Below are 25456 nucleotides of genomic sequence, written 5' to 3'. Positions count from 1 at the left end.
GCGCGCCATGCTGCGCATCGGCACGGGCTGGCGCAGGCCCAGGCGGCGTTTTGCCACGATAGTGACCATCATCCGCCTCACCCCAAAGAATGCACTTGACATTATTTAGATAGATATCTAATCTTCTAATATCAACCAAGTGAAAGGCCGTCCACCTAACGGGTGGATCGACCCCAAGACCCCAAGGATTGGAGGATCGATGGGAGGAGAGGCGTTCAAGGCGCTTGCCGACCCCACACGTAGGCGCATCCTCGAGTTGCTGCGCGGCGGAAAACTAACTGCGGGCGAGATCGCCACCCATTTCGACATGACGAAACCGTCCCTCAGCCACCACCTGAACTCACTCAAGGCAGCAGGCCTGGTCGAGGCACGCAGAGATGGCCAGAACATCATCTACAGCCTCGACACGACGGTATTGCAGGATCTGATGAGTTGGTTCTACACGTTCACCGATAGGAGAGATTCCAATGAGCACCATGTCGAACGATAAAAGGGCGACCAAGCCCGGACACTCCACAAGCCCCCTGAGCCGCCGCACCCTCATTGCCTTGACGGCACTGTGCATCGTGAGCCTGCTGGGACATATCGCCCTGCTCCCCCACATGCCCGAGATGATTCCCACACACTGGGACGCAGCCGGAACCGTCGACGGATGGACGGGGCGCACCGCGATTGTGGCCCTCGATGCGCTGCCCCTGCTATTCCTCTTCATGTTCCACATCATCCCGCGCATAGATCCGCGCGGCCAGGCGTACGAGCGCATGGGGTTGTTCTACACCGGGTTCGTCATCCTGTTCACGATCTTCATCGTCGCCATGACGTGGAGCTCCGAACTCACCGTCTTCGGCATCTTGCCCGAATCGGGCAGCCCCATCGGGGCAGCGACGAGCATCGCGGTGGGAGTGGGCCTCATGCTACTCGGCAATTACATGCCCAAGATCAAGAGCAACTACACCTTTGGCGTAAGGACCCCATGGGCACTGAATGACGATGACAACTGGCGCCTCACGCACCGCTTCTGCGGCATCGCGTGCGTATTGGCCGGAATTGCGGTCGTCGGCGCGGGCGCACTCTCGCTCCAGCACGGAGAGATCGCGTTCTGGGTTTTGATGGCCGCGGTCCTGGGTGCAAGCATCGTGACGTACCTCTACAGCTTCCTCGTGTATCGCAACGGGAACAGGCCGCTTCGCACACGCTAAGGCACCCCTTGCACTTTGCGCCCTCCACCCCTTTGCGCCCCAACTGATATAAACAAGGCGGCGGTCCCGACAAACATCGGGGCCGCCGCCTCTTTCATCAGCTCATGTTTGCGCGTAGGCAGTGCCTATGCGTTTGACGCGAGCAGCTCGAGCGCCGCGTCGACGATTGCCGCGACATCGGCACGCGCGTACACATCTGGGTCGATGCTCGCCAACGGAACGTCGGAAGCCTCGCGAATGCCGCTCTGGGCGAATGCGACCTGGGGGCTCAGCAGAATCGCGTCGGCCTCCGACAACCGCTCGACCAACACGTTAATTGGAAGGGCCTCCACCTCGAGCGGAAGCTCGCGCTTCGAGACCTCGAGTTCGATCTTCTGAACGAGCAGACCGGTAGTGACACCAGACGTGCAGCAAATGAATACCTTCTTCATGACATTCTCCATAGGCTCATGAAGCGCCGATACTCCGAGGGGCGATGGGAATCGCATCGATGGGGCACCGGCCCCGTAGTCGGTCAACTACTTCTTGCGAACGTACTTCAGGCAGTCGAGCGTGACGGCGATAAGGATGATGACGCCGGAGAACACGAACTGCAGGTTGGTGTCGATACCGAGAATCGTGAGCGCATAGGTGAGTGCGGTGAAGATCAGGACACCCACGGTGACGCCGGAGATCTTACCGATACCACCGGTGAAGGAGATGCCGCCGACGACGCACGCGGCGATCGCGTCCATCTCCCAGCCCTGGCCATACGCAGCGGAGCCGGAGCCGACCATGCGGATGCACTCCAGCCAGGAGCCGAAGCCGTACAGCACGCCGGCAAGCAGGAAGGCACCGATGGAGACCGCGAAGACGTTGATGCCAGAGACGGCAGCGGCCTCGGGGTTACCACCGACGGCGAACATGTTCTTACCGAAGGTGGTCTTGTTCCAGATGAACCAGACGATGGCAATGGCGGCAATAGCCCACAGGATGATCGTGGGGAAGCCGTTGATCTTAGGCGTCACCATGCTGGGAATCGTAGGATCGATCGCGCCGAACGAAACACCCTTGGTAGCGTAGGTTACCAAGCCGAAGATGACCAGCATGTTGGCCATGGTGGACACGAACCAGTGCATCTTGAACCGCGCGGTGAAGAAGCCGGCGATCGCCGAGAAGAACGTGCACAGCGCCACGCAGACGACGAGTGCCATGACGATGCGGCCCACCACCGGGATGCCGGAGAAGTCATATGCCACGCCGAAGATGGTACCGGTGTTGGGGCCCTGGTGCATGATGACCGTCGAGGCGACCATGCTCATACCCACCATACGACCGATGGACAGGTCGGTACCGGTCTGCAGGATGAGCCCCGCAACGCCGAGAGCCAAGAACATACGGGGCGATGCCTGCTGCAGAATGTTGAGCAGGTTCTGCGGCGTGAGTAGGTTAGTGCCCTTCACGATGGGCGCCGCCACGCACAGGCCCGCGAACACCAGCAGAATGGCGATGTAGAGGCCGTTGTTCAGCAGGAAGTCGTGCGCGTTGAACGTGTAGCGATAGGCTTCCCAACGCTGGTCGAGCTTCTCGGCGAGCGTGAAGTGGCTCATACGGAGCAGGTCGATGAGGTGATAGCGATAGGCCGCGGCGTCGTGCTGGCGATCCTTGATGCGCTGCAGCTCAAGCTGGTAGGTCACCTTGGCATCGAACTGCTTGTTCTTGTAGACGTACTTCTCCTCCTTGGCCTCCTTGGCGTCGGAGGTTTTGGCCATCAGCTGCTTGTGCTCGGCCTCGAGCTCTGCTAGGCGCTTCTGGTACTTCTCCTTCGCCACGACGCGCTCGGCCGCGCAGCTCTCTTTGACCGGCGTGAGGTATTCCTTGTCGTAGTGGGCCTTGAGGTATGCCTCGCCGTCGGCGATCAGCGTTGCCACCTGCTGCTTGTGGGAGCTCTCGACCTGCTTGGCCGCGTCCATCTCCTTCTGCAGCGCGGCGATCTGCTGCTCGCGCTCCTGCTTGGTGAGCAGGCGGTCGCTCTTGATCGCGTCGATGCTCGACTGCAGCGACAGCACCTTGGTGGTGCCGCTCGAGCGAAGCTCATCGATCTTGCTCTGGATACCGCTCATGTAGGTATCGATTGGTTGCAGGAGGGCTGTCTCCCCCTCAACCGTCAGGATCTTAGGTGTAGTTGCCATAGCTCCCCCTCGCTAGAGATACTTAGCACTCAGACGCAGGAGCTCTTCCTGGTCCGTGCTCTTGGTGTCAACGATGCCGGACAGACGGCCGTTGGACATAACGCCGATACGGTTGGTGATGCCCAGGATCTCGGGCATCTCGGAGGAGACGACGATGACCGTCGTGCCCTTCTTCGCCATGTCGATGATCAACTCGTAGATCTCGTACTTGGCGCCGACGTCGATGCCGCGCGTGGGCTCGTCCATAAGGAAAACCTGCGGATAGCGCTCGAGCCACTTGCCGAAGATGACCTTTTGCTGGTTGCCACCGGACAGGCTGGAAATGAGATCATCGGGCCCCATGCACTTCGTGTTCATGGTCTTGATCTCGCGGTTGGTGGCGCGCACCATCTTGTCGTTCGACAGGGCGGGGCCGTTCTTGTACTGCTCGAGGTTCGCGATCGTGGTGTTGAACGTGAGGTCGCCCTTGAGGAAGAGGCCGTTGGCCTTGCGCTCCTCGGTGATGAGGGCGAAGCCGTGATCCATGGCATCGCGAGCGTTGCTGAAGTTCATGAGGTGGTCACGGAAATACACACGGCCGGCAGCGCGGGTGCGAATGCCGAAGATGGTCTCAAGCAACTCGGTGCGGCCGGCGCCCACCAGGCCGTACAGACCGAAGATCTCGCCGCGGCGCACGTCGAAGGTGATGTCCTGCAGGTGCGGGTCGAACTTCGTGGACAGGTTCTGAATCTTCAGAATGGGCTCGCCCGGCACGTTGTCCACCGGCGGGAAGCGGTTATCGAGCGAACGGCCGACCATGGCCGAGATGAGCTCGTTCATGTTCGTCTCGCTGGTGGATTTCGTCATCACGAGGTTGCCGTCGCGCAGCACCGAGACCTCATCGCAGATCTCGAAGATCTCATCCATCTTGTGCGAGATGTAGATGAGGGAGATGCCCTGCTCGCGAAGCTTGCGCATCATCTGGAAGAGCTTCTCCACCTCCTGCGCCATAAGCGACGAAGTGGGCTCATCAAGAACGATGACCTTGGCGTTGTACGAGATAGCTTTGGCGATCTCGACCATCTGGCGCTGGGACACCGACATGGTGCGCATGGGCTGGGTGAGGTTAACGGTCATGCCCAGGCGGCGGAACAGGTCGTTGGCCTCCTTGCGCATACGCGCCTCGTCGACGACGCCCATCTTGTTGACGGGATAACGACCGAGGAACAAGTTGTCCACGACGTTGCGCTCCAGGCACTGGTTGAGCTCCTGGTGCACCATCGCGATACCGTTTTCCAGCGCGTCCTTAGGTCCGGAGAAGCTGATCTCGCGACCGTCGAGCGTGATGGTGCCCTCGTCTTTTTGATAGGTGCCGAACAGGCACTTCATCATGGTCGACTTGCCGGCGCCGTTCTCGCCCATCAAGCCCATGATGCTACCGCGGCGCAGATCGAGGTTGATGTGATCCAAAACGCGGTTGCGCCCGAACGTCTTGCTCATCCCCTTGATGGAGAGGACGATATCTTGCTGTGATTCTGTCATGTAATCCCTCCCGGTATCTCTCGAAAGCCCGCCTCTCCAAAGACGGGATGTGCCGAAGGAAAGAGGAAGGGCGCCGCCGTGAAAAGTAGCCACATGCACCGGCGCCCTCATAAATCAGGGGGAAGAAGCGCCGCCTCTTCCCCCATGAGTCGCTACGAAACCGTGTTTGCAGCGCGGGTCAACCGATTAGCCAAGCAAGGATGTGTACGAAGCGCCATTGTCGGTCTTGACCATGTTGATGGCGAAGCCGTCGAAGGAGCTGGGATCGGCGAGCTTGTTGGTGATGGAGGACTCGGACTGGCCGTCGCCGCCAACGATCTCGAGGTCGAGGTTGAGGATGTCCTTGTACTTCTCGAGCAGGGGCTGATAGGTGGAGGACAGGAAATTGTCGGCGGAGTTGTAGATGGACAGCCAGATCTTCTTGGACGGGCTATCATCCTCGCTGAGCTGCTCCTGCGCGGTCTCGTACAGAGCGGTGGCGTCGACGAACTTGTCGGCGTTGTCGGCCGTTACGGCAAGGTTCATGGCGTAGTAGGAGCGCTCGTCCGCGCTGTACTTGAAGTCGTCGGCGGCGATCACGTTGCCAGCCTCGTCCTCCGTGCCAATGCCGGTGTCGATGTCGACGCCGTCGAGCACGTTGCGGATCAGGCGAAGGGTGAGGTAGGCCTGGACGGCAGGGTTCTGGGAAATCGTGCCGGCATAGCCCTCGGCGATTGCGGCGACGGCGTCGGAGTTGGCGTCATAACCGAAGGTGGGAACCTTGTTCTCCTTGGACCAGGCGTTGAACATGGCCATGCCCATGCCGTCGTTGTTGGAGACGACGACGTCGATCTGATCGCCGAAGGAAGAAGCCCAAGTGGAGATCGCGTTACCGGCGGTGGGGGCGTCCCACGTGGCGCCGGCGGTGGTCTTCATCTCCTGCGAGGCGAGCTCGCGGACGGTGTAGGTCTTACCGTCGACCTCGAGGGTGCCGTCCTTGACCACGGTAGCAGAGCCATCGGTGTTGGTGCCGGCGGCGTCGGACACGATGGCGCCGTCCTTCTCGACCGCGGTGCCCAGGGCCTTACGGCAACCACGGGTACGAGCGATGGAGTCGTTGTGACCCACGTCGCCGATGGCGAGGACGTAACCGATGATACCGTCGCCGTTGCGATCGATCTCGTCGATGTGGGCCTTGATGTAGTCGACGATCATGGTGCCCTCGAGCTCGCCACCCTGGTTGGCGTCGAAGCCGACGTAGTAGGTGTTCTTGTTGTAGTTGAGCGCGGTCATGTCCAGCTCACCGGTGGAGCTGTTGGAAGGCTGGCGGTTGTAGAAGATGACCGGCTTGTCGGTGCCGGAGGCAGCGGGCTCGCTACCAGCGGGGGCCTCGGAGCCGCCACCGCAGCCAACGAGGGCACCGGCGCCCATGGCTCCCATGAGGCCCAGACCGCCGACCTGCAGGAACTGACGACGTGAAACTTGCATTGAAACGCTCCTTTCATGCGATGGGATATCGCATTGAACCACGCCATGCGCTGGTTGCGCATGGCGACCCGGCGCCCCCTTCTCTTGGACACGCCGTGTCTCGTGCTTGTGGTAACGTTAACACCGCAAGGGCATACGCACCTCCCTTGCCCGTCTTATATCGCCAGAAGGTCTGTTTTTCTACGTGGACGGTTTTTGGATACCGGAGGCGGAACCGTCGGCGCGCCTAGGGGCGAGGCGCCACTGTCGAACGACGCACCAGCTCACCGGGTATGCGCACCGCCTCTATGGGCGCATCGACCGAACCCATGGCATGTTCGAACACCAATCGGCCGCGTTCCCTCAAATCAAAGCGAACTGTCGTCAACTCCACATGGGGGATCATGCTCCTAAGCGAATCGTCGATGCCCACCACGCTCACATCCTCCGGGACGCGGCGCCCCGCCTCGCGCAGAGCCGCGATGACGCCAACCGCCATCTGGTCGTTCGCAACGTACACGGCGGTCATGGTGCGATCGGCAACAAGGGCGCGCCCGACTTCGTAGCCGCTGTCGGCCGTCCAGTCACCGCGCAGGGGCGCCACGGGCTCGATCCCGCGAGACGCGAGCGCATCGCGCCATCCCGCCTCGCGAAATTTGCTGTCGATGGAAAAGGCAGGGCCGCCCACGAAGCGAATCTGCTCGTGACCATACTCGAATAGATGGTCCATCACGAGCTTGGAGCAACCGTAATGGTCGGAATCGACCGTCGTCACGCGCGGGTGCGCGCACATGGTCACGATGACGGTGTTCATACCCGGCTGAGGATCGAACGTCTCGAAATCGGGCGCCATGCGGCTCATGCCGATGATCATCGCGTCGACGGGCAGGGCGGCCATGCGACGCGAGGCGTCCTCCAGCGAGAAGGCAGACCTCTCATCCATCTCCACCATCGTCACCGCGCATCCCTGGGCGCATGCCGCCGCCAGGATGCCGTCAAGCATGGTGAGGTTGCCCACCTGCGTGACATCGTATGCGCACAGGCCCACCGCGCGATAGCACCCCCCTCGCAGCGACCTGCCCGCGTAGTTGGGCCTGAACCCCAGCTCTCGCATCGCCTCAAGGACCATCGTCCGGGTCTTCTCGCTCACGTTCGGCGCCCCATTCACCACGCGGGATACGGTCTGCTGGGAGACCCCGGCGGCGGCGGCGACATCGGACATGGAGACGTTGCGCCCCGCGCGCTGCGTGGCGCCCAGGGTCACTTCCCGATCGACCATCGAATATCCTCCCATCAACGTGCACCCCCGTTCTCGGTGGATTCGTTCGACCGTTCACGCCGCGAAATCGACCAAATGGGGTATATCGCGTGATTTTACTTATGAGTACGTTAACATTGTTTTCGGCGCACTCATGCGTCTTTTTCGCGCTCACCCGCCGAAAACAGCGTCTTTCGTCTTGCAAGGAGGTCGGTATGATCGAAGCCGAACCGTTCGGCACCCTGCCCACCGGGGAGGACGTGCACGTCTACACGCTACAAGTGGGGGAAGCCTCCGTATCGATCATGGATTTCGGAGCGACCATCTTGTCCGTCCGTGTTCCCGATGCCTCGGGATCCATCGCGGACATTGTCCTCGGATTCGGCTCCATAGACGGCTATCTCGACAATCCCGCCTGTTATGGGGCGACCATCGGGCCCATCGCGAACCGCACCGACCGCGCCGAGGTCCCCTTGGGTGAAGCCCTGTACCACCTGCCCGCCAACGATGGCCCGGAACACGCCAACAACTTGCACTCCGACCTCGACACCGGCCTGCACAAGCGCCTTTGGGAGGCGCGCGCGCTCGATGCCGACAACGCCCTGGCACTCACCTGCCACCTCGCCGACGGCGAGATCGGACTACCGGGTAATCGCACCTTCACCGTGACCTACCGGCTCTCTCTCGAAGACGACGGGTCCATCGCCCTCGAGGTATCGCATCAATGCGATACCGATGCCGAGACGGTCGTCAACATGACGAACCACAGCTACTTCAACCTGGCCGGGCACGACAGCGGGCAGGTCGACGACCAGCTCGTCCGCATCGACGCCAACTCGTACCTGCCCGTGCGCGAAGACAGCGTGTCTACCGGCGAGGTGCTCGACGTCACCGGAACTCCCTTCGATTTCCGCAAGATGCACCAGTTGGGCGAGCTTATAACCCAAGTCGACGAACAGCTCCGCCGCGCGCGCGGATACGATCACTGCCTCTGCATCGACGGATTCGAACGCGGCGCGGCACCGCGACACGCGCTTCACGCCGAGGACCCGACGAGTGGACGGACGCTCGACGTCGCCATAACCGCTCCAGGTGCCCATCTCTACACCGGCAACTGGCTCGACGATGCGCAGGCGAAGGACGGCGCGTCGTACACGCCGCGCTGCGGCTTCGCCTTCGAGCCCGAGTATTATCCCGACGCGGTGCATCATCCCGCATGGGACCAGCCCGTCTGCACGCCAAACGCACCCTATCGGGAGCGCATCGTCTACCGCTTCTCGACCACCCGCCAATCACCGCAACACGCCACGATACGCGCGGCGAACGGATAGGAGGATCAAACCATGACAACCATCACCCGCACTCAGGCGCTCGACAAAGCTCGCGAGCTGTACGAGGCAGAGTTCGGCCCCATCCCTGCCGACGCCCACGTGCTCGCCATCCACGCACCCGGACGCTCGGAGATCTCGGGCAATCACACCGACCACGAGGGCGGGCATGTGATCGCCGGTGCACTCGACGTCTCGGTGGACGGCATCGCCGTGGCAAACGGCACCAACACGGTCCGCATCGCAGACGAGGGGTATCCCACGTTCAGCATCGAGCTCGACGACCTTGACGTGCGCGAAGACGAGGTCGGCACCTCCGCCAGCCTCGTGCGTGGCATGGCTCATGAGATCGCCGCGCACGGTGGCACCCCGGCGGGCTTCGACTTCGCCTTCGTATGCACCGTTCCCTCCGGCGGCGGCCTGTCCAGCTCCGCGGCGGTCGAGGCGGCATACGGACGGGCCATGGAGGCTCTCTGGGAAGCGCCCGCAGTCGATCCCGTCACGCTGGCACAAATGAGCCAGCGCACCGAGAACAACTACTACGGCAAGCCGTGTGGCCTCATGGACCAGGCCGCCGTGTGCCTGGGCGGGCTCTCATTCATGGACTTCGAGAACGCCCGACCCGCCACCGAAAAACTCGCTCTCGCCTTCGAGGACTACGGCTACTCCCTCGTTTTGGTGAAAGTCGGAGCAGACCACACCGACCTCACCCATGAGTACGCCGCCACCCCCGCCGAGATGCAGGCGGTCGCCGCAGAGCTCGGCCATACGCGCCTGTGCGAGGTTGACCCCGCCGATTTCGATGCCGCCGTGCCGGCACTCCGCGAGAAGCTCGGGGATCGCGCCGTGCTGCGCGCCATTCACTACTGGTACGAGAACGACCTCGTTGACAAACGCTGGGCAGCCCTGAAGAACGGGGACATCGACGCCTTCCTCGCCTACACGCGCCAGTCGGGCGCAAGCTCCGCCATGTACCTGCAAAACGTCTCCCCCTCCGGCGTTGACGTGCGCGAGCAGCACGCCATGCTCGCCCTGGGCCTGGCAGAGCACATCCTGAACGGACGCGGCGCAGTGCGTATTCACGGCGGCGGGTTCGGCGGCTCCATCCAGTGCTTCGTCCCTGTCGAGCTGGCCGCCGAGTTCTGTCAGCGCATGGATGCATGGCTGGGAGAGGGCTCCTGCCGCACCTACGCCATCACCGAGGACGGTGCTTCCGCAACATGGCTGTAACCGACACCCCCACATGCGACGAGCACGAGCAGGTGAGGCGTGCGCTCGAGCAGATGACTCTATATGCGATCGACTGCGGCATCATCGATGCGCAAGATCGCCGCTGGGCATACAACGAGCTCCTCGATACCATGGGAGCCGAAGGACCTGCGCCGAGCACGGCCTGGGAAGCGGGAACCGAAACGTTCGATGAGGACTCGTTCGACTTGGATGACGCGCTCGCCGTGCTGTCCGAGGTCGCCGTGGCCAACGGAAGGTTCGAGGACAGTGCGGGTGGGCGAGACCGCGCTTCGATGGCAATCATGGGACGGCTTACTCCGCGTCCCTCCGACATCGCCCGCTCATTCGAAGACCTTCGCCGGGAAAAGGGAGCGTTGGACGCCACCAATTGGTTCTACCGTCTGTGCTGCGACGTCGGATACGTGCGCCGCTCGGCGATCGCCCGCAATATCGAGTGGACCTCTCCGACACGGTGGGGTGAACTCGAGATCACCATCAACCTTTCCAAGCCCGAGAAGGACCCGCGCGACATCGCTGCCGCCCTCACGCGCGCTGACGATGCCGAGCCCTATCCCGCCTGCCAGCTGTGCATGTCCAACGAGGGATACGCAGGACGGGCGGCGGCAAGCCCACAGGGTGCGCATCCGGCACGTCAAAATCTCCGTATCGTCCCCATCGAGCTCAGAGATGAAACGTGGGGGCTCCAATACAGCCCCTACGCGTATTTCACTGAGCACTGCATCGCGATGAGCCAAGAGCACCGTCCCATGCACGTGGACCGTGAGAACATCGCACGCTTGCTGGACTTCGTCGATACGCTGCCCCACTACTTCGTGGGATCCAACGCCGATCTTCCCATCGTGGGCGGATCGATCCTCACGCACGATCACTTCCAAGGCGGGCGCCACGTGTTCCCAATGATGCGGGCACAGGTCGAACGCACATTCACCATGCCGGGATTCAACGATGTCCGCGGCGAGGTGCTCCAGTGGCCCATGAGCGTCTTGCGGCTCTCATGCGAATCGCGCGACCGCGTGCTCGATGCCGCCGCCCACGTCTTGGAGGTATGGCGCGGTCACGCGGATGCGTCATGCGGTATCGTGCCACGCGATCCAGATGGGACGCCTCACAACACGGTGACGCCGGTTGCCACGAGGGAAAACGGGAACTACACGCTCTACCTCGCGCTGCGTTGCAACATCGCCACCGACGAGCATCCCCTTGGCGTGTTCCATCCCCATGCGGACAAACATCACATCAAGAAGGAGAACATCGGCCTCATCGAGGTCATGGGCTTGGCGATTCTGCCTCCGCGCTTGGTTGACGAGCTCGCATGCGTCAAGGACGTGTTGTTGGCGGCGCGGGCAACTAACGAGGATGAAGCGACGCTCCTCATGCACCTTGAGGCCAACGATCGCACCGCCCCGCATGCCGAATGGGCGACCGAGGTGGCGCGACGTCATCCGGACCTCACGCGCGAGAACGCTCAGCGCATCCTGCGCGACGAGGTCGCCGCAGTGTTTGCGGGCGTACTTGAAGACGCCGGTGTATTCAAGTGGAACGACACGGGCCGCGCCGGATTGCAGCGCTTCATCAGCGCGCTCTAGGAAATAGCGGACATCGCATCGTCTTTACATGCATTGAGCGGGCACGTCTTGAACGTGTCCGCTCATTTGTTCTAGCCTCACTCGGTCACTACGCGACGTTCGCCCGGTTCACACACGCCCGTACAAGAACCAGTTACATGGCGTTCGCCGGTGCATCCGCCGCCATGATGCTGCGCGCGACGATGCACATGACCATCAGCTCATCCATGTGCTCTGGGATCTTCACGTTCAGCTCGTATGTGTCATTTCGCTCCATGGGGACTTGCTTCGCCTCCACGTAGACCCTGCCGGCCGTATCACGCACCTCGAAGCGATTCGTCCAACCGCGCGTCATCACGACCTGCCAATCGGCGCCCTCGACGGTGAGGTAGCTCTCGACTGTGCTGGCAGGCGTGCGAAATCTGCGTTTAATATCGAATGTGCGACCCCCGGCCATGACGACATGATGCGCGCGGTCCTTGGCGTCAAGGCGTACGGTCGTGATAGTGGCAAGCTCGCGGCACTCGGCGTCTTTGAGGCGCGTGAGGCGCGGCGAGGAGAGCGGGTCGGTGTCCGCACAATAGACGACCTCCTTATCTGTCGTGCTCACCTCCACCTCGCTGTGAACGCTCAAGAGCTTCGCCTTAATCCGCAGCTTCATGGTGTACCCCTTCCATACCAGCACATTGGAATTGTGCTTTCTCAGCCTTGTACCCACAATCCCCGCTTAAGAAAAATGCCTATGGCTTCCTTCCTATTCAACCCGGTCAAACGGAAGGAAGCCATAGGCAATGTGCGTGCGGACATAGGCGATGTCGGCGCGGGTTGCGGCGCGGCGGTGGGTGCCGGGGCGCCGAGACGTTCCTAGCTCAGCAGCATGCGGTCGTTGGCGAGCTCGCCGCCGCTGACCTCCTCGAACTTCTGCAGCAGGTCGGGCACGGTCAGGGCGCGCTTCTCATCCCCGGCGACGTCGTAGATCACACGGCCCTCATGCATCATGATGAGGCGGTTTCCCAGACGGATGGCGTCGTTCATGTTGTGCGTCACCATAAGGGTGGTGAGCTTGCGCTCGCCGACGATCTGTTCGGTGAGCTCGAGCACCTTAGCAGCCGTCTTGGGGTCGAGCGCCGCGGTGTGCTCGTCGAGCAGCAGCACGCGCGGGTTGGTGAGCGTGGCCATGAGCAGCGTGAGTGCCTGGCGCTGGCCACCGGACAACAGGCCCACCTTGGCCTGCATGCGGGTCTCGAGGCCCAGATCGAGCTTTTTGAGCAGTTCGGCGTACTCCTCGCGCTCGGCGCGGGTGATGCCCCAGCGAAGCGTGCGGCGCTCGCCGCGGCGCTTGGCGAGGGCCAGGTTCTCCTCGATCTGCATGTCCGCGGCGGTGCCACGCATGGGATCTTGGAACACGCGGCCCAGGTACTTGGCGCGCTTGGGTTCAGAGAGGCGGGAGATGTCCTCGCCGTCAAGCTCAACTGTACCGGAATCCAGCGGGTAGACACCCGCAATCATGTTGAGCAGGGTGGATTTACCCGCACCGTTACCGCCAATGACGGTGACGAAATCGCCGTCGGCAAGGGTGAGGTCGACGCCCGTGAGGGCGCGCTTCTCGGTGACGGTTCCGCGGTTGAAGGTCTTCTTGACGTGGGACAGCTTAAGCATCTGCCTCACCACCCTTCGAGTAGCTCGCGCGCAGCTTGAACCTCTCCCATACCACGGGCACGCACAAGGCGAGCGCGACGATGATGGCGGACAGGAGCTTCATGTCGTTGGCGTCCATGCCCATCTGGAGAACGATGGCGCGGATGAGGAAGTAGACCACGGATCCAGCCACGGCGGAGACCAGACGACTCTTGAAGCCGGTGAGCTTGCCGGGGGTGAGGCGGCCGAGCACCTCGCCGATGACGATGGCGGCGAGGCCGATGACGATGGCGCCCGTGCCCATGCCGATGTCGGCGTACTTCTGGCTCTGGCAGATGAGGCCTCCAGAGAGGCCCACCAGCGCGTTGGAGAGCATGAGGGCGATCATCTTGGTCTTGGCGGTGGACACGCCAAGCGCGCGGATCATGTCCTCGTTGTTGCCGGTGGCGCGCAGGGCGCTGCCGATCTCGGTGCCGAAGAACCAGTACAGCAGGGCGATGATGAGGACCGCCACAATAAGGCCCACGATGATGGAGCCGGCGTTGATGGAGAGGCCCGTCGCCTCCGTCATGCGGGAGAAGATCGTGTCATGCTGCAGCAGGGGCGTGTTGGACTTGCCCATAATACGCAGGTTGACCGACCACAGGGCGATCTGCGTGAGGATACCGGCGAGGATGGCGGGAATCTCGAACACGGTGTGCAAAAAGCCCGTGACCGCACCGGCGAGCATACCGGCGAGCATCGCGGCGACAATCGCGATGAGGGGGTCGACACCGGCGACTACAAGCACGGCGCAGACGCTTCCGCCGAGCGCGAAGCTGCCGTCAACCGTAAGGTCCGCGATATCGAGCAGCTTGTAGGTGATGAACACACCAAGGACCATGATGCCCCAGAGAATGCCCTGGGAGACGGCGCCGAGTAGAGCACCACTCATGTTGTCCCTCCTTCAAATCGAGCCAAATGAACCCCGACGGAGGTGTTCGCCGGGGTTCATCGCTTATGCGACAGATATAGATGCGCAGGTCAGTGTACCATGCGCACGCCCTATGCGCTCACGTCGGTACCGCCGGCGTCGGCGAGGGAGCTCACGTCGATGCCGAGCTGGTCGGCGGTCTTCTGGTTGTAGACCAGGTCGCACTCGTCGGCGGTCATGGTCTCAATGGGCATCTCGGCCGGGTTGGCGTCCTCGGTGAGAATGCGCACGGCCATCTCGCCCGCACGGCGGCCGAGCTCCTCGTAGTTGATCGACACGCTCGCCAAGCCACCCGCCTCGACATGGGCGACCTCACCGCACACCGTGGGAACCTTATTCTCATTGGCGATGGAGGCGATCACGGTCATGGCCGAGGCGATGGTGTTGTCCGTGGGCGTGTAAATCGCGTCGACCTTGCCCATCATGGACTCGACCACCTGCTGGACCTCGTTGGAGCTGGAGGCGGTGTACTCGACACCTTCCAGGCCGAGCTCATCGAGTTGTTCGGCGGCGAGGTCGATCTGGATCTTGGAATTTGACTCGGCAGTGCAGTAGAGCAGGCCGACCTTCTTGGCGTCGGGGACCAACTGGTGAAGCAGGTCGATTTGGTCGGCAACGGGATTCATATCGGAAGTACCGGTGACGTTGCCGCCCGGGGCGTCGTTGTCCTCGACCAGCCCAGAGGCGGCGAAGTCGGTGATGGCAGTGCAGACGATGGGAATGTCGGAGGTTGCACCCGCGACCGCCTGGGCGGCAGGCGTGGCGATAGCGAGGATCAGATCGCAATTCTCATTCACGAGCGTGCTCGCGATGGTCTGGCAAGCGGACTGGTCGTTCTGCGCATTCTGCTGGTTGATCTTGGCGTTGATGTCGGCAGCTTCGATCGCCTCGACAAAGCCCTTGTTAGCGGCATCGAGCGCCGGGTGCTCAGTGAGCTGCAGAACACCGATCTTGTACGAGGCCGCCTTGGCATCGGAAGATCCGGCCTCGCCGGCAGAATCGCCGCCGCAGCCGGAAAGGCCAAGGCCGCCCGCCACGGCACATGCGGAGGCGCAGGCAACGCCCTTCGCGAACGAACGGCGGGAACAGGTCATATCAGTCATGAGATTCTCCTAACGCGCCCGGAAGGAGGCGCGGCGTGGTTGAGGAAAACGACGAGGATCGAGGCGCGCACGGCGCCGTATCCCGGGCAATCGCTTAGACGATCTGGGCATCCTCGAGGGTCGAGATATCGATGGCAAGCGCGTCGGCAGTCGCCTGGTTCACGATGAGCTGGCACTCCTCGCTCGACAGGTACTCGATGGGCATGCTGGCGGGATCGGCGTCCTCGGTGAGGATCTTCACGGCCATCTCGCCCGCCTTATAGCCCAAGTCGTAATAGTTGATGCTATACGACGCCAGCCCTCCATCCTCGACCATGGTGTCGCATCCTACGATGACGGGGAGCTTATTCTCATTGGCGACCATGGAGACAGTCGCCATGCCCGCGGCGATGGTGTTGTCGGTGGGAGCGTAGATCGCGTCGACCTTACCGACCATGGATTCGACCATCTGCTGGATCTCGTTGGAGGAAGAAATGGAGTAACGCTCATGCGCAAGACCCGCGTCGTCAAGAGCCTCCTCGGCGAGTTGCACCTGCACCTCGGAATTGGACTCGGCGGAGCAGTAGAGGATGCCCACGGTCTTGGCATTGGGCAGCAACTGGTGAAGCAGGTCGATCTGGTCGGCGACGGGGGTGAGGTCCGACGTGCCGGTGACGTTGCCGCCGGGAGCGTCGTTGGACTCCACGAGGCCGCCCTCCGCGTAGTCGGTGATGGCGGACCCCACGATGGGGATCTCGGTGGTGGCGCCGGCGACCGCCTGGGCGGCAGGTGTGGCGATGGCGAAGATCAGGTCGTCACCGTCGTTCACGAGCTTGCTCGCGATGGTCTGGCAGGCGGACTGGTCGTTCTGGGCGTTCTGCTGGTCAATCTTGGCGTCGATGCCCGACTTTTCGATGGCAGCCACGAAGCCCTCGTTGGTCTGGTCGAGCGCGCCGTGCTCGGTGAGCTGCAGCACGCCGATCTTGTAGGAGTCCTTGGAGGAGGCGCCGCCGCCTGGGACGGCTTTGCCGTCATCGCCACAGCCCGCAAGCGCACTCGCGGCAAAAAAGCCCGCTCCGAGGGTGATAAGGTTCCTGCGCGAGATACTCAGCATGGCGATCAACTCCGTTTCGCTGTTCCGGGCGCCCGCCAAGATGCCGGCGACGCCGTGTTTGATAAGGCGCTTTACCGTATAAAAGCACGCAAGGGATATACTAACGTGCCCCCGCGCCGCGCTCAAACTCGTTACAGACGTGTAACACGACGGGGGCTTGATGCCCAGCCGACGAGCCGGCGCTGCCGCCGAAGCGTCGCGGCCGCCGAGGTCTCGCGGGACCCGAGGTCTCGCGGCCGGCACGGCACCACAGCCGTCGCATGCGAAGAGAGGGTAACAATGTCGAAAACAAGCCGCAAAACCGGCAGGATTTTCGACATTGTTACCCTCAATTGAGCGAGCCGAGGGCGCCTCACACAAGCGAGCCGAGCGCGCCCCATACAAACGAACCGGGGCGCAACCCGCACAGACGAGCCGGGGCGCCGCCCGGTCAAACGAGTCGAGGGGCGCCGCCCTAGAACTCGCAGCTGCCCACGGTGCGGGGATGCGGAAGGACGTCGCGGATATTGCCCACACCCGTGAGGTACATGACCAGGCGCTCGAAGCCCAAGCCAAAGCCGGCGTGTTTGCAGGTGCCGTAGCGGCGCAGATCGAGGTAGTAGCGGTACTGTTCGGCGTCCATGCCCAGCTCGGCGATGCGGCGCTCGAGCACATCGAGGCGCTCCTCACGCTGGGAGCCGCCGATGATCTCGCCGATACCCGGCACCAGGCAGTCGGACGCGGCGACCGTCTTGCCGTCGTCGTTCAGGCGCATGTAGAAGGCCTTGATCTCGGCAGGATAGTCGGTCACGAAGGTCGGGCACTTGAAATGCTCCTCGGTGAGGAAGCGCTCGTGCTCGGTCTGCAGGTCGATGCCCCAGCTCACGGGGTAGTCGAACTCATGGCCAGCGGCGACGGCGCGCTCGAGGATCTCGACGGCCTCGGTGTAGGTGACGCGCGCGAAATCGGAGTTGGCGACATGCGTGAGGCGCTCGACGAGGCCCTTGTCCACGAACTTGTTGAGCATGGCGAGTTCGTCGGGGCAGCGGTCCATGACATCACGGATGACGTACTTGAGCATATCCTCCGCGAGGTCCATGTCGTCGGCGAGGTCGGCGAAGGCGATCTCGGGCTCGATCATCCAGAACTCGGCGGCATGGCGCGTGGTGTTGGAATTCTCGGCGCGGAACGTGGGGCCAAAGGTATAGACATCGCCGAAGGCCATGGCGAAGTTCTCGGCGTTGAGCTGACCGGAAACGGTGAGCGAGGCGGGCGCGCCGAAGAAGTCCTTGGAGTAGTCCACGTTGCCCTTATCATCCAGCGGCGGGTTGGCCGGATCGATGGTGGTGACATGGAACATCTCGCCTGCACCCTCGCAGTCGCTCGCGGTAATGATGGGAGTGTTCACGTAAACGAAGCCGCGGTCCTGGAAGAAGCGGTGGATGGCGGCGGCGGCCACGGAACGGATGCGGAACACGGCGCGGAAGAGGTTGGTGCGCGGGCGCAGGTGCTGCTGGGTGCGCAGGAACTCGACGGTCGCGCGCTTCTTCTGCAGCGGGTAGTCGGGTGCCGAGACGCCCTCGACCGCGATCTCGGTCGCGGCGAGCTCGAAGGGCTGCGGCGCTTCCGGGGTGAGTTTGAGCTCGCCGGTGCACACGAGCGCGGCGGAGACGTTCTGATGCGCGATCTCGTCGTAGTTGGCGAGCGCCTCGCGGTTCATGACGACCTGCAGGTCCTTGAAGCAGCTGCCGTCGTTCAGGGTGACGAAGCCGAAGTTCTTCATATCACGGACGGACTTGACCCAGCCGGCAACGGTCACGGTCTGGCCGCCGAGGGATTCGGCGTCGGCGTATAGCTGGGCGATCTTGGTGCGATCCATGCCATTCCTTTCATATCCGCGGCGCGTCGTGCCGCGCGTTGCGTTTTCTCACAATCGTTCATTCTAGCAGGTATGTTCGAGCACGGCGAAGCCACTGGGAAGGGCGCCGCCCCGTCCTTCCACCCGATCACGGCCGGACGGCCATCGATGCAAAGGCACCGCGTGTGGCCGTATTGCGATCGGCCTTTTGGCGTGCCCAGACGGGGTCGGTGCCACAAATCGGGCGATTTTGTAACGAATTTTGAAAGTGGTCGAGTAGCCCGTGGTTTTTTGCGGCAAAACCCCAGTTGAGCTCTTCTAAAAAAACGCGTCCATCCCCGATGTGCGAAATGCACCCGTCCCCGAATTACACATCGTGAAAGGTTTGTGCAGGGCTTTGACCACGACGCTACGTCGGGGTTTTTACTGTCGAACAACGGCGGGATGTACCGCCCCGTTCGAGAGGAACCTCATGTTCAAAGGCGCCGTCCTGCGCTACCTCATCTCCGATGCGCTGTCGCTGCTCGGCAATTCCATCGCCGGCGTGGTGCTGCCGCTCGTCCTGTTGGCCCGCACGGGCGATGCCCTGGCTGCCGGATCGCTCGCGCTCATTTGCGCCGTACCGCAGTTCGTCCTCGGTATCGTGGGCGGCGCGGTGCTCGACCGCGTCAATCGCAAGGCCATCTGCGTCGCTTCCGACCTCATCTCCGCGCTCAGCGTGGCCCTGCTGCCCGTGATAGACGCCACGGTGGGACTCTCCTTCGGTTGGTTCGTGGCGCTCGGGCTGCTCGGCGCCGTGGGTGACGTTCCCGGCATGACCGCGCGCGACGCCCTGCTTCCCGAAGTCTGCGAACGCGAGGGCGTCGATCTCCAGCGCTTCGTGGGTGCGAGCCAATCGCTCAACGCCCTCACGGGCATCGTCGGTCCGGCTGCCGCCGCGTTGCTCATCGGTCTGCTCAACGACATCGACGCGCTCTGGGTCACCGCCGTGTGCTCCTGCGCCGCCGCGCTCGTCAGCGCCAGCCTCCCCCACGGTGTGGGGACGATATCGCCGGCGAGCACCGCCAACTCCCCTGCCGGCAAAGGCGGCATCATCGCGCTCGCGCGCTCCGTCCTCACCGACGGCCTCTCCACACTCTTCGCCAACAACCGCCTGCTCCGCGCCACCACGCTGCTGTCCTTTGGAATCACCATGGTTATGGGGGCTTGGCAGGGCATTGTGCTGCCAGCGTACTTCACCTCACAGCGCACACCCGAGCTCGCCGGTGTCTTCATTTCGGCGATGGGCATAGGCATGTTACTGGGATCCCTTATCTACACGGCACTCTCAAGTCGTTTGAGCCGCCGCGGATGGTTCGTGCTCTCACTCGTGGGCATGGCCGCGGGCGTGAGCATTATGGGCACGCTGCCCGCCATGGGGCTCCTTCTTGTCAGCGCCGCCGCCGTGGGCCTTTTCTCGGGTCCGGCATCCGCGCTGTTGGGATTTTTCGCCTACGAGCGTATCCCCGAGGAACGCCGCGGATCTGCCATGGGCACGCTCAACGCACTCTACCTCGTCGTCGCTCCTGCGGGAACGTTTTTGGGCTCCACGCTCATCGCCGGTTTTGGTATCGAGCGCACCTTCATGGTGCTGGCGATCGCGTGGATCGCCGTGACAGCCGTGGCTCTCGCCGCGCCCACGCTGCGCAACTTGGACGACGAGCCCGCATAACACATACGCGTGCCGAGGTACGCACCAATAAGGGACGGATGTGTCATTTGGGGTACCTCCCCAAATGACACATCACGCGGACGGGTACAAGATCGGATAGATGCGATAGGAGAAATGGGGAACAGCATGAAGAGTGGCGAGCTGGCGCGCATGGCAGGCGTGAGCGTGAGGACGTTGCGCCACTACCACGCCATCGGGCTTTTGCCCGAGCCCCCGCGCGGGGACAACGGCTACCGCGATTACGACGCGGTGCACCTGTTGCGCCTCTTGCGCATCCGTCAGCTCGCCTCACTCGGGTTTTCCCTCGATCAAATCGGGCCCATGCTCGACGAACTCGACGCGGAGCGCCGCGAGGGCGAGGACCTAGGCGCACGAGCGGACCGCCTGCTCGACGATCTCGACCGTCAGCTTGACGAGCAGATCGCCCATCTTAAGCATCAGCGCGAGCTCATCCGCCATATCCGCGCACGCCAGGCAGACCCCGACTATCCCGAGCGCGCCGCCCGCGTGCTCGATGCCATCGACTCCTTTGAACGCTCCGCGCACGAATTCGGCTTCCTTCTGAGCGCCCTCACCGACGATGACCGCGTCGCCATGGGCATTGCGGCCCATCTCTACTCCGATGGCGAGCTCGCAGAAATCGAGCGCATCTTCCGCGCCATTCCGCAACGAAACCTCACCGAAGCGTACCTGCACGTGAGCGACCTCATGGACGGGCTGCCGAGCGACGCGACGCCGCGTGAGCGCGAAGCGGCAATCGAGGCGGGCATGGCGTTCCTCGACAAGATCTCCGATTGCTTCGATGCCGCAAACTGGCTGCGACCGGATAAGGACTACGAGCGTATGCTCGAAAACATGGCCATGGTCCACTACAACGATGCGCAGATTGCCGTCTCGGACGAGCTGTTCCTGAGGTTCACAAGGCGCATGGCCGAGCGCGAGGGCGCCGTTCCCCGGGAAGGCTGACACGCTTCTTGCCCTGCAAACGGGTGCGCACCGTCTCAAAGTGCGCGCGAATGGGCACACTCTCCATGTTCGACACGCTACACCCGCGAGGCGCGCACCCCCATGCGAGCATCGCGGCAGCGCACCCGCGCACACATACGAGGAGCCGTCCATGGAAGCCATGATCTCGTTTTTTAAGATTCCTTTGGTGCAGAGCATTTTGTGGGCCATCGCGCTCATCGCGGCGACGGCCGTTGTTGCGCGCATCGCCAGCCGCGCACTCAAGCATTTCCTCGACCGCGACAGCAACCCGCTGCCCAGCTCGAGCATCATCGTCAACATCGCGCGCGGCGTCATTTGGGCAACGGGGGCGAGTATCATCCTCGACGCGTGTTTTGGCGTCAACGCGAACGCGCTCGTGGCGGCCCTTGGCGTTGGCGGCATCGCAGTCTCGCTCGGCTTTCAAGACACGCTGTCCAACCTCATCGGCGGGCTTCAGGTGACCTTCATGGGAATTGTCACCCCTGGCGATAACATCGAGGTCGGCGCGGAGCGCGGCGTGGTGCAGGACGTCACCTGGCGCCACACCACCATCCGCGACGCCATGGGGCAGACCGTCATCATCCCCAACTCGATCATTTCGAAGACCGCCCTCGTGCATTTGCTGCCCGCCAGCCGCGTGACCGTTCCGTTTGCCGTCCCGCGCCTAGGCGAGGACGGGAGTGCTCGTGCCGACGATATGGATGGTCTTGCCGAGCAGCTCATCGCGCTCGCGCGCACCGCCGCCGGTGGCGTCTCCCCCGTCATCGACGGGCCACGCGTACTGTTCTCCGAGATTTCCGAACTGGGCATCAAGGGCAAGATCATCTTGCAGGTCGAGGATGCGTCCAAGACCTCAGCCGCGGCCGATGCCATCGTACGCGCCATCGCCACGCTGGTTTAGGGTGCGCCAAGGCGACGTGCCAAGGCGCCGTGCCGAGTCGCCGTGCCAAAAGTACCCATCCCCTCTGGCGCACACTCGGCGTACACTCGGCACGCACGATTTACAAAACGACTACGTCCCCGATTGTAAACGGCGGGGCGTCGGATTTAGCGGGTGATGCGGCGAGCGAGGGCAAACATCGCGCCGCCGGCAAGGACCAGCACCCCCACGACGATCATCTGAAGGTCGCCCGTGGTGGGTAGGTCGAGCCAGGGAACAAAGTCACCCTGGCCGGGCTTCCCAGATTCAGGAGCGTCGGGTTCGTCGTCCCCAAAGCCGAACTTGGGATACGCCGTCACCTCGTAGGCAAGAACCCCGTTCACCAGCGTGGGGACACTCACCAAAAACGGGTCGACAGTCGTGTCGGCATTGGCAGGTGCCGCCTCCGTACGATAGAGCAGGTAGACGCCCGGCTCCAACCCATACACAGAGCCGATGCCGCTCGCGTTAGTGCTGAGCGTGTCCGCGGCGTTCACGGCGGCGTCAAGCGCCAGGTCATGGACCTCTCGCGCCTTATCGCGCAGCCCGGCCGCGTCCAGCTCCGCCCACGCGCAATCCGCGGAGGCAAAGGCGTCGAGCACCTTGTAGTGCACGCCATCCCCGTCAATCGAGGCACGGGCAACCAAGACCGCCGCGTAGCGATCCCCCGCAAGCGGCGCGTCCACCCCGTCGCGCTCGACCGAGCAATTCAACGTGATGGAGCCCGTGGGAGCAGCGGATGCGACGGCTGGGGTAGCGCACAGGACGAGGGCCGCGCAGACGCACAAGAGGACGAGTCTCATGCGGACAGAGGGAAACGTCGAGCGCTTGAGATGCAACCGGTGACGCGCGAACACGAATCCCCGCTTAAGCAAAATGCCGTCCACCACGCGCATGTTCGTCCTCCTTTCCCTTCGATCGTCCGTACGTCGTGCCCGCTTCGCTCCCATACGCACCGCGTTGCGAGCCCTCGCGCTTCTGCTCGTGCCGCAGCCGCAAGCTTGCCAGCACGATCGCGGCGAGCACCAGCCCCACAACCAGGGCCACGTGCGGCCACGAGAGATTGATGGGGTTCCCCATCACGCCTACCTCGCCCTCCATGGAGGGCAGATACGGAATCGCGTGCGCCCGCACGAGAAGCCGATGCGAGTTGATGCCGTAGGGCGTGCAGGTGACGAGCGTCATATAGTCCGCACCCGGCTCGATGGCAAGCGCCTCGGTTTCCTCCGGTAGCACCGTGAGGATCTGGTCCACCTGGTAGGCGAAGGTCTCCTTGAGAACGCGGACGTAGAAGATGTCGCCGAGCTGCATCTTGTCGAGCTCGGTGAAGAGCTTGGCCGAGGGCAGACCGCGGTGGCCGGAGATCGCCGCGTGGGTAGACGCGCCGCCCACCGGCAGCGACGAGGTCTCGATGTGCCCCGTGGCCACCTGCAGGACCTTTTCCTCGGTGGTGTGGTAAATGGGCATGGTCTCGTCGAGGCGTGGGATGGTGATGTAGCCCATCACACCCGTGCCCGTGAGGTCGAGCAGACTGCTGTACTCCTCGCGAAGCTCGGCAGCCATCGAGGGCTCAATGGCATCCCAGCCACCTTTGGCAGCCGGGATGCCCGAAAGCCCCGCGAGCTTGGCATTGTAAACGCGGGCAGCTTCCATGAGCTGCGCCGCCTCCTCATCGGTGAGCTCGTCGACCGCCTCACTATACTGCTCGAGCACGCGCGTGGCGTTGAACAAGTTGAGCACATTCGAGATGGTCGGGTAGAGCACCAGCAGCAAACCGCCGATGATCGCCAAGGTTGAGAACCAGTCGCGGGGCTTTTTCATTGCTGAACCCGATTACGCAACGTGCTTGGCCGTGCGCTTGCGGTAGATGCCGTAGCCGATGGCAGCCGCACCAACGAGCGTGAACAGGATGGTGCCCATGCCGCCGGTCTCAGGGAGCAGCGTGCCCTTGTTGTTCTGGATGTTAAGAGCAACGTCGTTACCGCCGCCGTTCACCGTCCAGCTCTGAAGCACGCCATCCTGATCGTAATTTGCGGCAATCGTCACGTCGACGGGATCCTTGAGCTTGTTGTATCCGTCGGGAGCTTTGGTCTCGACGAGCTGGTAGGCGATGGCGTCCAGGCCCTCGAAGGTGATCTTACCGCTCTTGGGAGTGGTGATGGTGTCAACAGCCTGGCCCGTCTCGCCGGTCTTGGCAGGACGAACGATGGCGGGCTGGGTCTCGTTGCCAGCGTTTTCAACAATCAGCTTGATCGGGGTGCCTTCACCCTTCTTCTGCAGCTGGAAGACAGCGCCGGCAAGGGCGGAACCGTCCATGCCGTCGGTCTTGTTGATGTCGAAGTCGAAGGTGTAGCCGTGGGTCACGCTGGGAACAGAAGTACCCGTACCACCCTTGATGGGGTCGTTGCTGTACTCGAGCTTCGCGCTGTTGCCTGCGTCATCCTGGCCAGCAACGGCATGCTCATTGATGATTGCAGAGTAGGTCACCTTGATTTCCTGGCCAGCCTTGTCACCATGCTCCGTCTTGAAGTCGGTCATGATGATTTTCAGCTCGGTAGCAGCGCTATTGCCACCCGTGGCAGAGACGGTGTAATCGACGTCCTTCTGAAGCTCGGAAGCGCCAATGGTCACCTTGATGCTGTTCTGGTTAAGCGTCAGGCCCTTGGACAGGGTATCGACAAAGTTGAACACATAGGTGGTGTACTCGGTCATGTTGGGAACCTTGGACTTCAGCTCGAAGTTCAGCGTGTCGCCAACCTGAGCGTCTGCATGGTTGTTGCCATCAACGGTCTTCTCGATGGTGGGATACTCGCTCTTGAGGTTCACGTTCTGGTCAGCCTTGACCACGTTCGCCAGGATGGCGTCGGTTCCGCGATCAGCGGTGGAGCCACCCTCGGGGGAGACCACGTAGTAGCCCAAAGCAAGACCCGTGAACGTAGCAACGTAGCTATTGCCGCTTGCAGTAGCAGTAACGGTAGCGGTTGCCAGGATGTTCTGCTTCTTCGCCCAGTCGGAGGCCTTCTTGGCGAAATCGATCACATTGGCGCTGTCGCTGGCGCCAAGAGCGTTCACGTACTCGATTGCCGCCTGAGAGAGCCCTTCATCGGACAGACCGGTCATGTTGCCGCCAATTTCGGTCGTGAAGAACTGCTCCCATGCCGCATTAAGCGTGTAGCTCGCATTGGATCCGTCAGCGGTAGCGGTGGCGGAGAACATCTGCCACGCCTTGACGTCTTTGCCGTCGAATTCGGCACTCTGGCTCGTGATGGTCAGATTGCCCGTGGTGGCCGCGAAGGCCTTCGTGGGCAGGGCGCTCGCGAGCAGCACCACCGCCATGATTGTCGCCAGCGCCATGCTGGCGATGCGTTTTGTCATCGTTTTCATTGAATCATTCCTTCCCTCAAACGCATGACCTGAATACCTACCTATCTGACGCGGCGCACCATGGGCACCGCG

Annotated in this window: 22 protein-coding genes; 8 read left to right on the top strand and 14 right to left on the bottom strand. The window is 62.6% G+C overall.

Going from position 1 to position 25456, the window contains the following annotated elements:
* The first annotated feature begins 199 nt into the window (after positions 1-199).
* Both ACX9NZ_RS02035 and ACX9NZ_RS02030 read left to right on the top strand, forming a co-directional pair.
* Positions 200-490: an autorepressor SdpR family transcription factor gene (locus ACX9NZ_RS02035; RefSeq protein WP_006720969.1), complete on the top strand. Its 291-nt coding sequence runs from the start codon at positions 200-202 to the stop codon at positions 488-490.
* Entirely contained in the window at positions 477-1199 is a 723-nt protein-coding gene (locus tag ACX9NZ_RS02030; RefSeq protein ID WP_294122341.1) for an SdpI family protein, read from the top strand. Before ACX9NZ_RS02035 ends, ACX9NZ_RS02030 begins: the two co-directional genes overlap by 14 nt.
* Positions 1200-1324: 125 nt before the next feature.
* Here ACX9NZ_RS02030 and ACX9NZ_RS02025 read toward each other — a convergent pair whose 3' ends face one another.
* From ACX9NZ_RS02025 to ACX9NZ_RS02005, 5 genes are all read right to left on the bottom strand, one after another.
* Complete coding sequence (locus ACX9NZ_RS02025; RefSeq protein ID WP_050754969.1) at positions 1325-1630, bottom strand: PTS sugar transporter subunit IIB; 306 nt, start codon at positions 1628-1630, stop codon at positions 1325-1327.
* Positions 1631-1717: 87 nt separating this feature from the next.
* Complete coding sequence (locus ACX9NZ_RS02020) at positions 1718-3370, bottom strand: galactose/methyl galactoside ABC transporter permease MglC (RefSeq protein ID WP_276674451.1); 1653 nt, start codon at positions 3368-3370, stop codon at positions 1718-1720.
* Positions 3371-3382: 12 nt separating this feature from the next.
* Positions 3383-4891, bottom strand: a complete 1509-nt coding sequence (locus ACX9NZ_RS02015) for a sugar ABC transporter ATP-binding protein (protein WP_276670628.1) — start codon at positions 4889-4891, stop codon at positions 3383-3385.
* Positions 4892-5077: 186 nt separating this feature from the next.
* On the bottom strand, positions 5078-6358 hold the full coding sequence (locus ACX9NZ_RS02010) for a substrate-binding domain-containing protein (RefSeq protein WP_006720964.1): 1281 nt from the start codon (positions 6356-6358) through the stop codon (positions 5078-5080).
* A 226-nt stretch (positions 6359-6584) separates the two neighbouring features.
* On the bottom strand, positions 6585-7616 hold the full coding sequence (locus ACX9NZ_RS02005) for a LacI family DNA-binding transcriptional regulator (protein WP_118654100.1): 1032 nt from the start codon (positions 7614-7616) through the stop codon (positions 6585-6587).
* 194 nt (positions 7617-7810) lie between these two features.
* Between ACX9NZ_RS02005 and ACX9NZ_RS02000 the strand changes: the two genes are divergently transcribed.
* The 3 genes from ACX9NZ_RS02000 to ACX9NZ_RS01990 are packed head-to-tail and all read left to right on the top strand — an operon-like array spanning position 7811 to position 11760.
* Positions 7811-8926 carry an aldose epimerase family protein gene (locus ACX9NZ_RS02000; RefSeq protein WP_407496729.1) on the top strand — a complete coding sequence of 372 codons (1116 nt, stop codon included), beginning with the start codon at positions 7811-7813 and terminating at the stop codon, positions 8924-8926.
* Positions 8927-8938: 12 nt separating this feature from the next.
* Positions 8939-10153, top strand: a complete 1215-nt coding sequence (locus ACX9NZ_RS01995) for a galactokinase (protein WP_294122352.1) — start codon at positions 8939-8941, stop codon at positions 10151-10153.
* Entirely contained in the window at positions 10144-11760 is a 1617-nt protein-coding gene (locus tag ACX9NZ_RS01990; RefSeq protein WP_407496727.1) for a UDP-glucose--hexose-1-phosphate uridylyltransferase, read from the top strand. Before ACX9NZ_RS01995 ends, ACX9NZ_RS01990 begins: the two co-directional genes overlap by 10 nt.
* A 133-nt stretch (positions 11761-11893) precedes the next feature.
* Here ACX9NZ_RS01990 and ACX9NZ_RS01985 read toward each other — a convergent pair whose 3' ends face one another.
* The 6 genes from ACX9NZ_RS01985 to asnS all read right to left on the bottom strand — a co-directional run bounded on the left by ACX9NZ_RS01985 (position 11894) and on the right by asnS (position 18404).
* Entirely contained in the window at positions 11894-12400 is a 507-nt protein-coding gene (locus tag ACX9NZ_RS01985; protein ID WP_407496725.1) for an LURP-one-related/scramblase family protein, read from the bottom strand.
* A gap of 203 nt (positions 12401-12603) precedes the next feature.
* Positions 12604-13398: an ABC transporter ATP-binding protein gene (locus ACX9NZ_RS01980; protein WP_407496723.1), complete on the bottom strand. Its 795-nt coding sequence runs from the start codon at positions 13396-13398 to the stop codon at positions 12604-12606.
* Entirely contained in the window at positions 13391-14311 is a 921-nt protein-coding gene (locus ACX9NZ_RS01975) for an ABC transporter permease (protein ID WP_118654095.1), read from the bottom strand. Before ACX9NZ_RS01975 ends, ACX9NZ_RS01980 begins: the two co-directional genes overlap by 8 nt.
* Before the next feature lie 110 nt (positions 14312-14421).
* Positions 14422-15453 carry an ABC transporter substrate-binding protein gene (locus tag ACX9NZ_RS01970; RefSeq protein ID WP_118654094.1) on the bottom strand — a complete coding sequence of 344 codons (1032 nt, stop codon included), beginning with the start codon at positions 15451-15453 and terminating at the stop codon, positions 14422-14424.
* A 94-nt stretch (positions 15454-15547) separates the two neighbouring features.
* Positions 15548-16546, bottom strand: coding sequence for an ABC transporter substrate-binding protein (locus ACX9NZ_RS01965; protein ID WP_118654093.1), 999 nt, complete (start codon positions 16544-16546; stop codon positions 15548-15550).
* A 454-nt stretch (positions 16547-17000) separates the two neighbouring features.
* Complete coding sequence (asnS, locus tag ACX9NZ_RS01960; RefSeq protein ID WP_407496720.1) at positions 17001-18404, bottom strand: asparagine--tRNA ligase; 1404 nt, start codon at positions 18402-18404, stop codon at positions 17001-17003.
* Between the two features lie 451 nt (positions 18405-18855).
* Between asnS and ACX9NZ_RS01955 the strand changes: the two genes are divergently transcribed.
* The 3 genes from ACX9NZ_RS01955 (at position 18856) to ACX9NZ_RS01945 (ending at position 21982) form a co-directional block, all read left to right on the top strand.
* Positions 18856-20094 (top strand): MFS transporter, encoded by a 1239-nt coding sequence (locus ACX9NZ_RS01955; protein ID WP_407496718.1) that lies wholly within the window; start codon positions 18856-18858, stop codon positions 20092-20094.
* A gap of 126 nt (positions 20095-20220) precedes the next feature.
* Positions 20221-21060, top strand: a complete 840-nt coding sequence (locus ACX9NZ_RS01950) for a MerR family transcriptional regulator (protein ID WP_304292301.1) — start codon at positions 20221-20223, stop codon at positions 21058-21060.
* 151 nt (positions 21061-21211) lie between these two features.
* Positions 21212-21982 (top strand): mechanosensitive ion channel family protein, encoded by a 771-nt coding sequence (locus ACX9NZ_RS01945; protein WP_294122368.1) that lies wholly within the window; start codon positions 21212-21214, stop codon positions 21980-21982.
* Between the two features lie 146 nt (positions 21983-22128).
* On the opposite strand, the gene ACX9NZ_RS01940 is transcribed toward ACX9NZ_RS01945, so the two are convergent.
* Genes ACX9NZ_RS01940 through ACX9NZ_RS01930 form a run of 3 tightly spaced genes read right to left on the bottom strand, consistent with a single transcriptional unit; the run spans position 22129 to position 25384 of the window.
* Positions 22129-22896: a hypothetical protein gene (locus ACX9NZ_RS01940; protein ID WP_407496715.1), complete on the bottom strand. Its 768-nt coding sequence runs from the start codon at positions 22894-22896 to the stop codon at positions 22129-22131.
* On the bottom strand, positions 22868-23821 hold the full coding sequence (locus ACX9NZ_RS01935) for a class C sortase (protein WP_302741448.1): 954 nt from the start codon (positions 23819-23821) through the stop codon (positions 22868-22870). Before ACX9NZ_RS01935 ends, ACX9NZ_RS01940 begins: the two co-directional genes overlap by 29 nt.
* Positions 23822-23833: 12 nt before the next feature.
* A complete protein-coding gene (locus tag ACX9NZ_RS01930; protein WP_407496713.1) occupies positions 23834-25384 on the bottom strand; it encodes a SpaH/EbpB family LPXTG-anchored major pilin in 1551 nt (516 codons plus the stop codon).
* Positions 25385-25456 lie beyond the last annotated feature (72 nt).

It is taken from the genome of Collinsella sp. BM28, assembly GCF_054551995.1.
The sequence above is the reverse complement of the archived record's forward strand: the minus strand, read 5'-3'. Positions and strand labels throughout refer to the sequence as shown.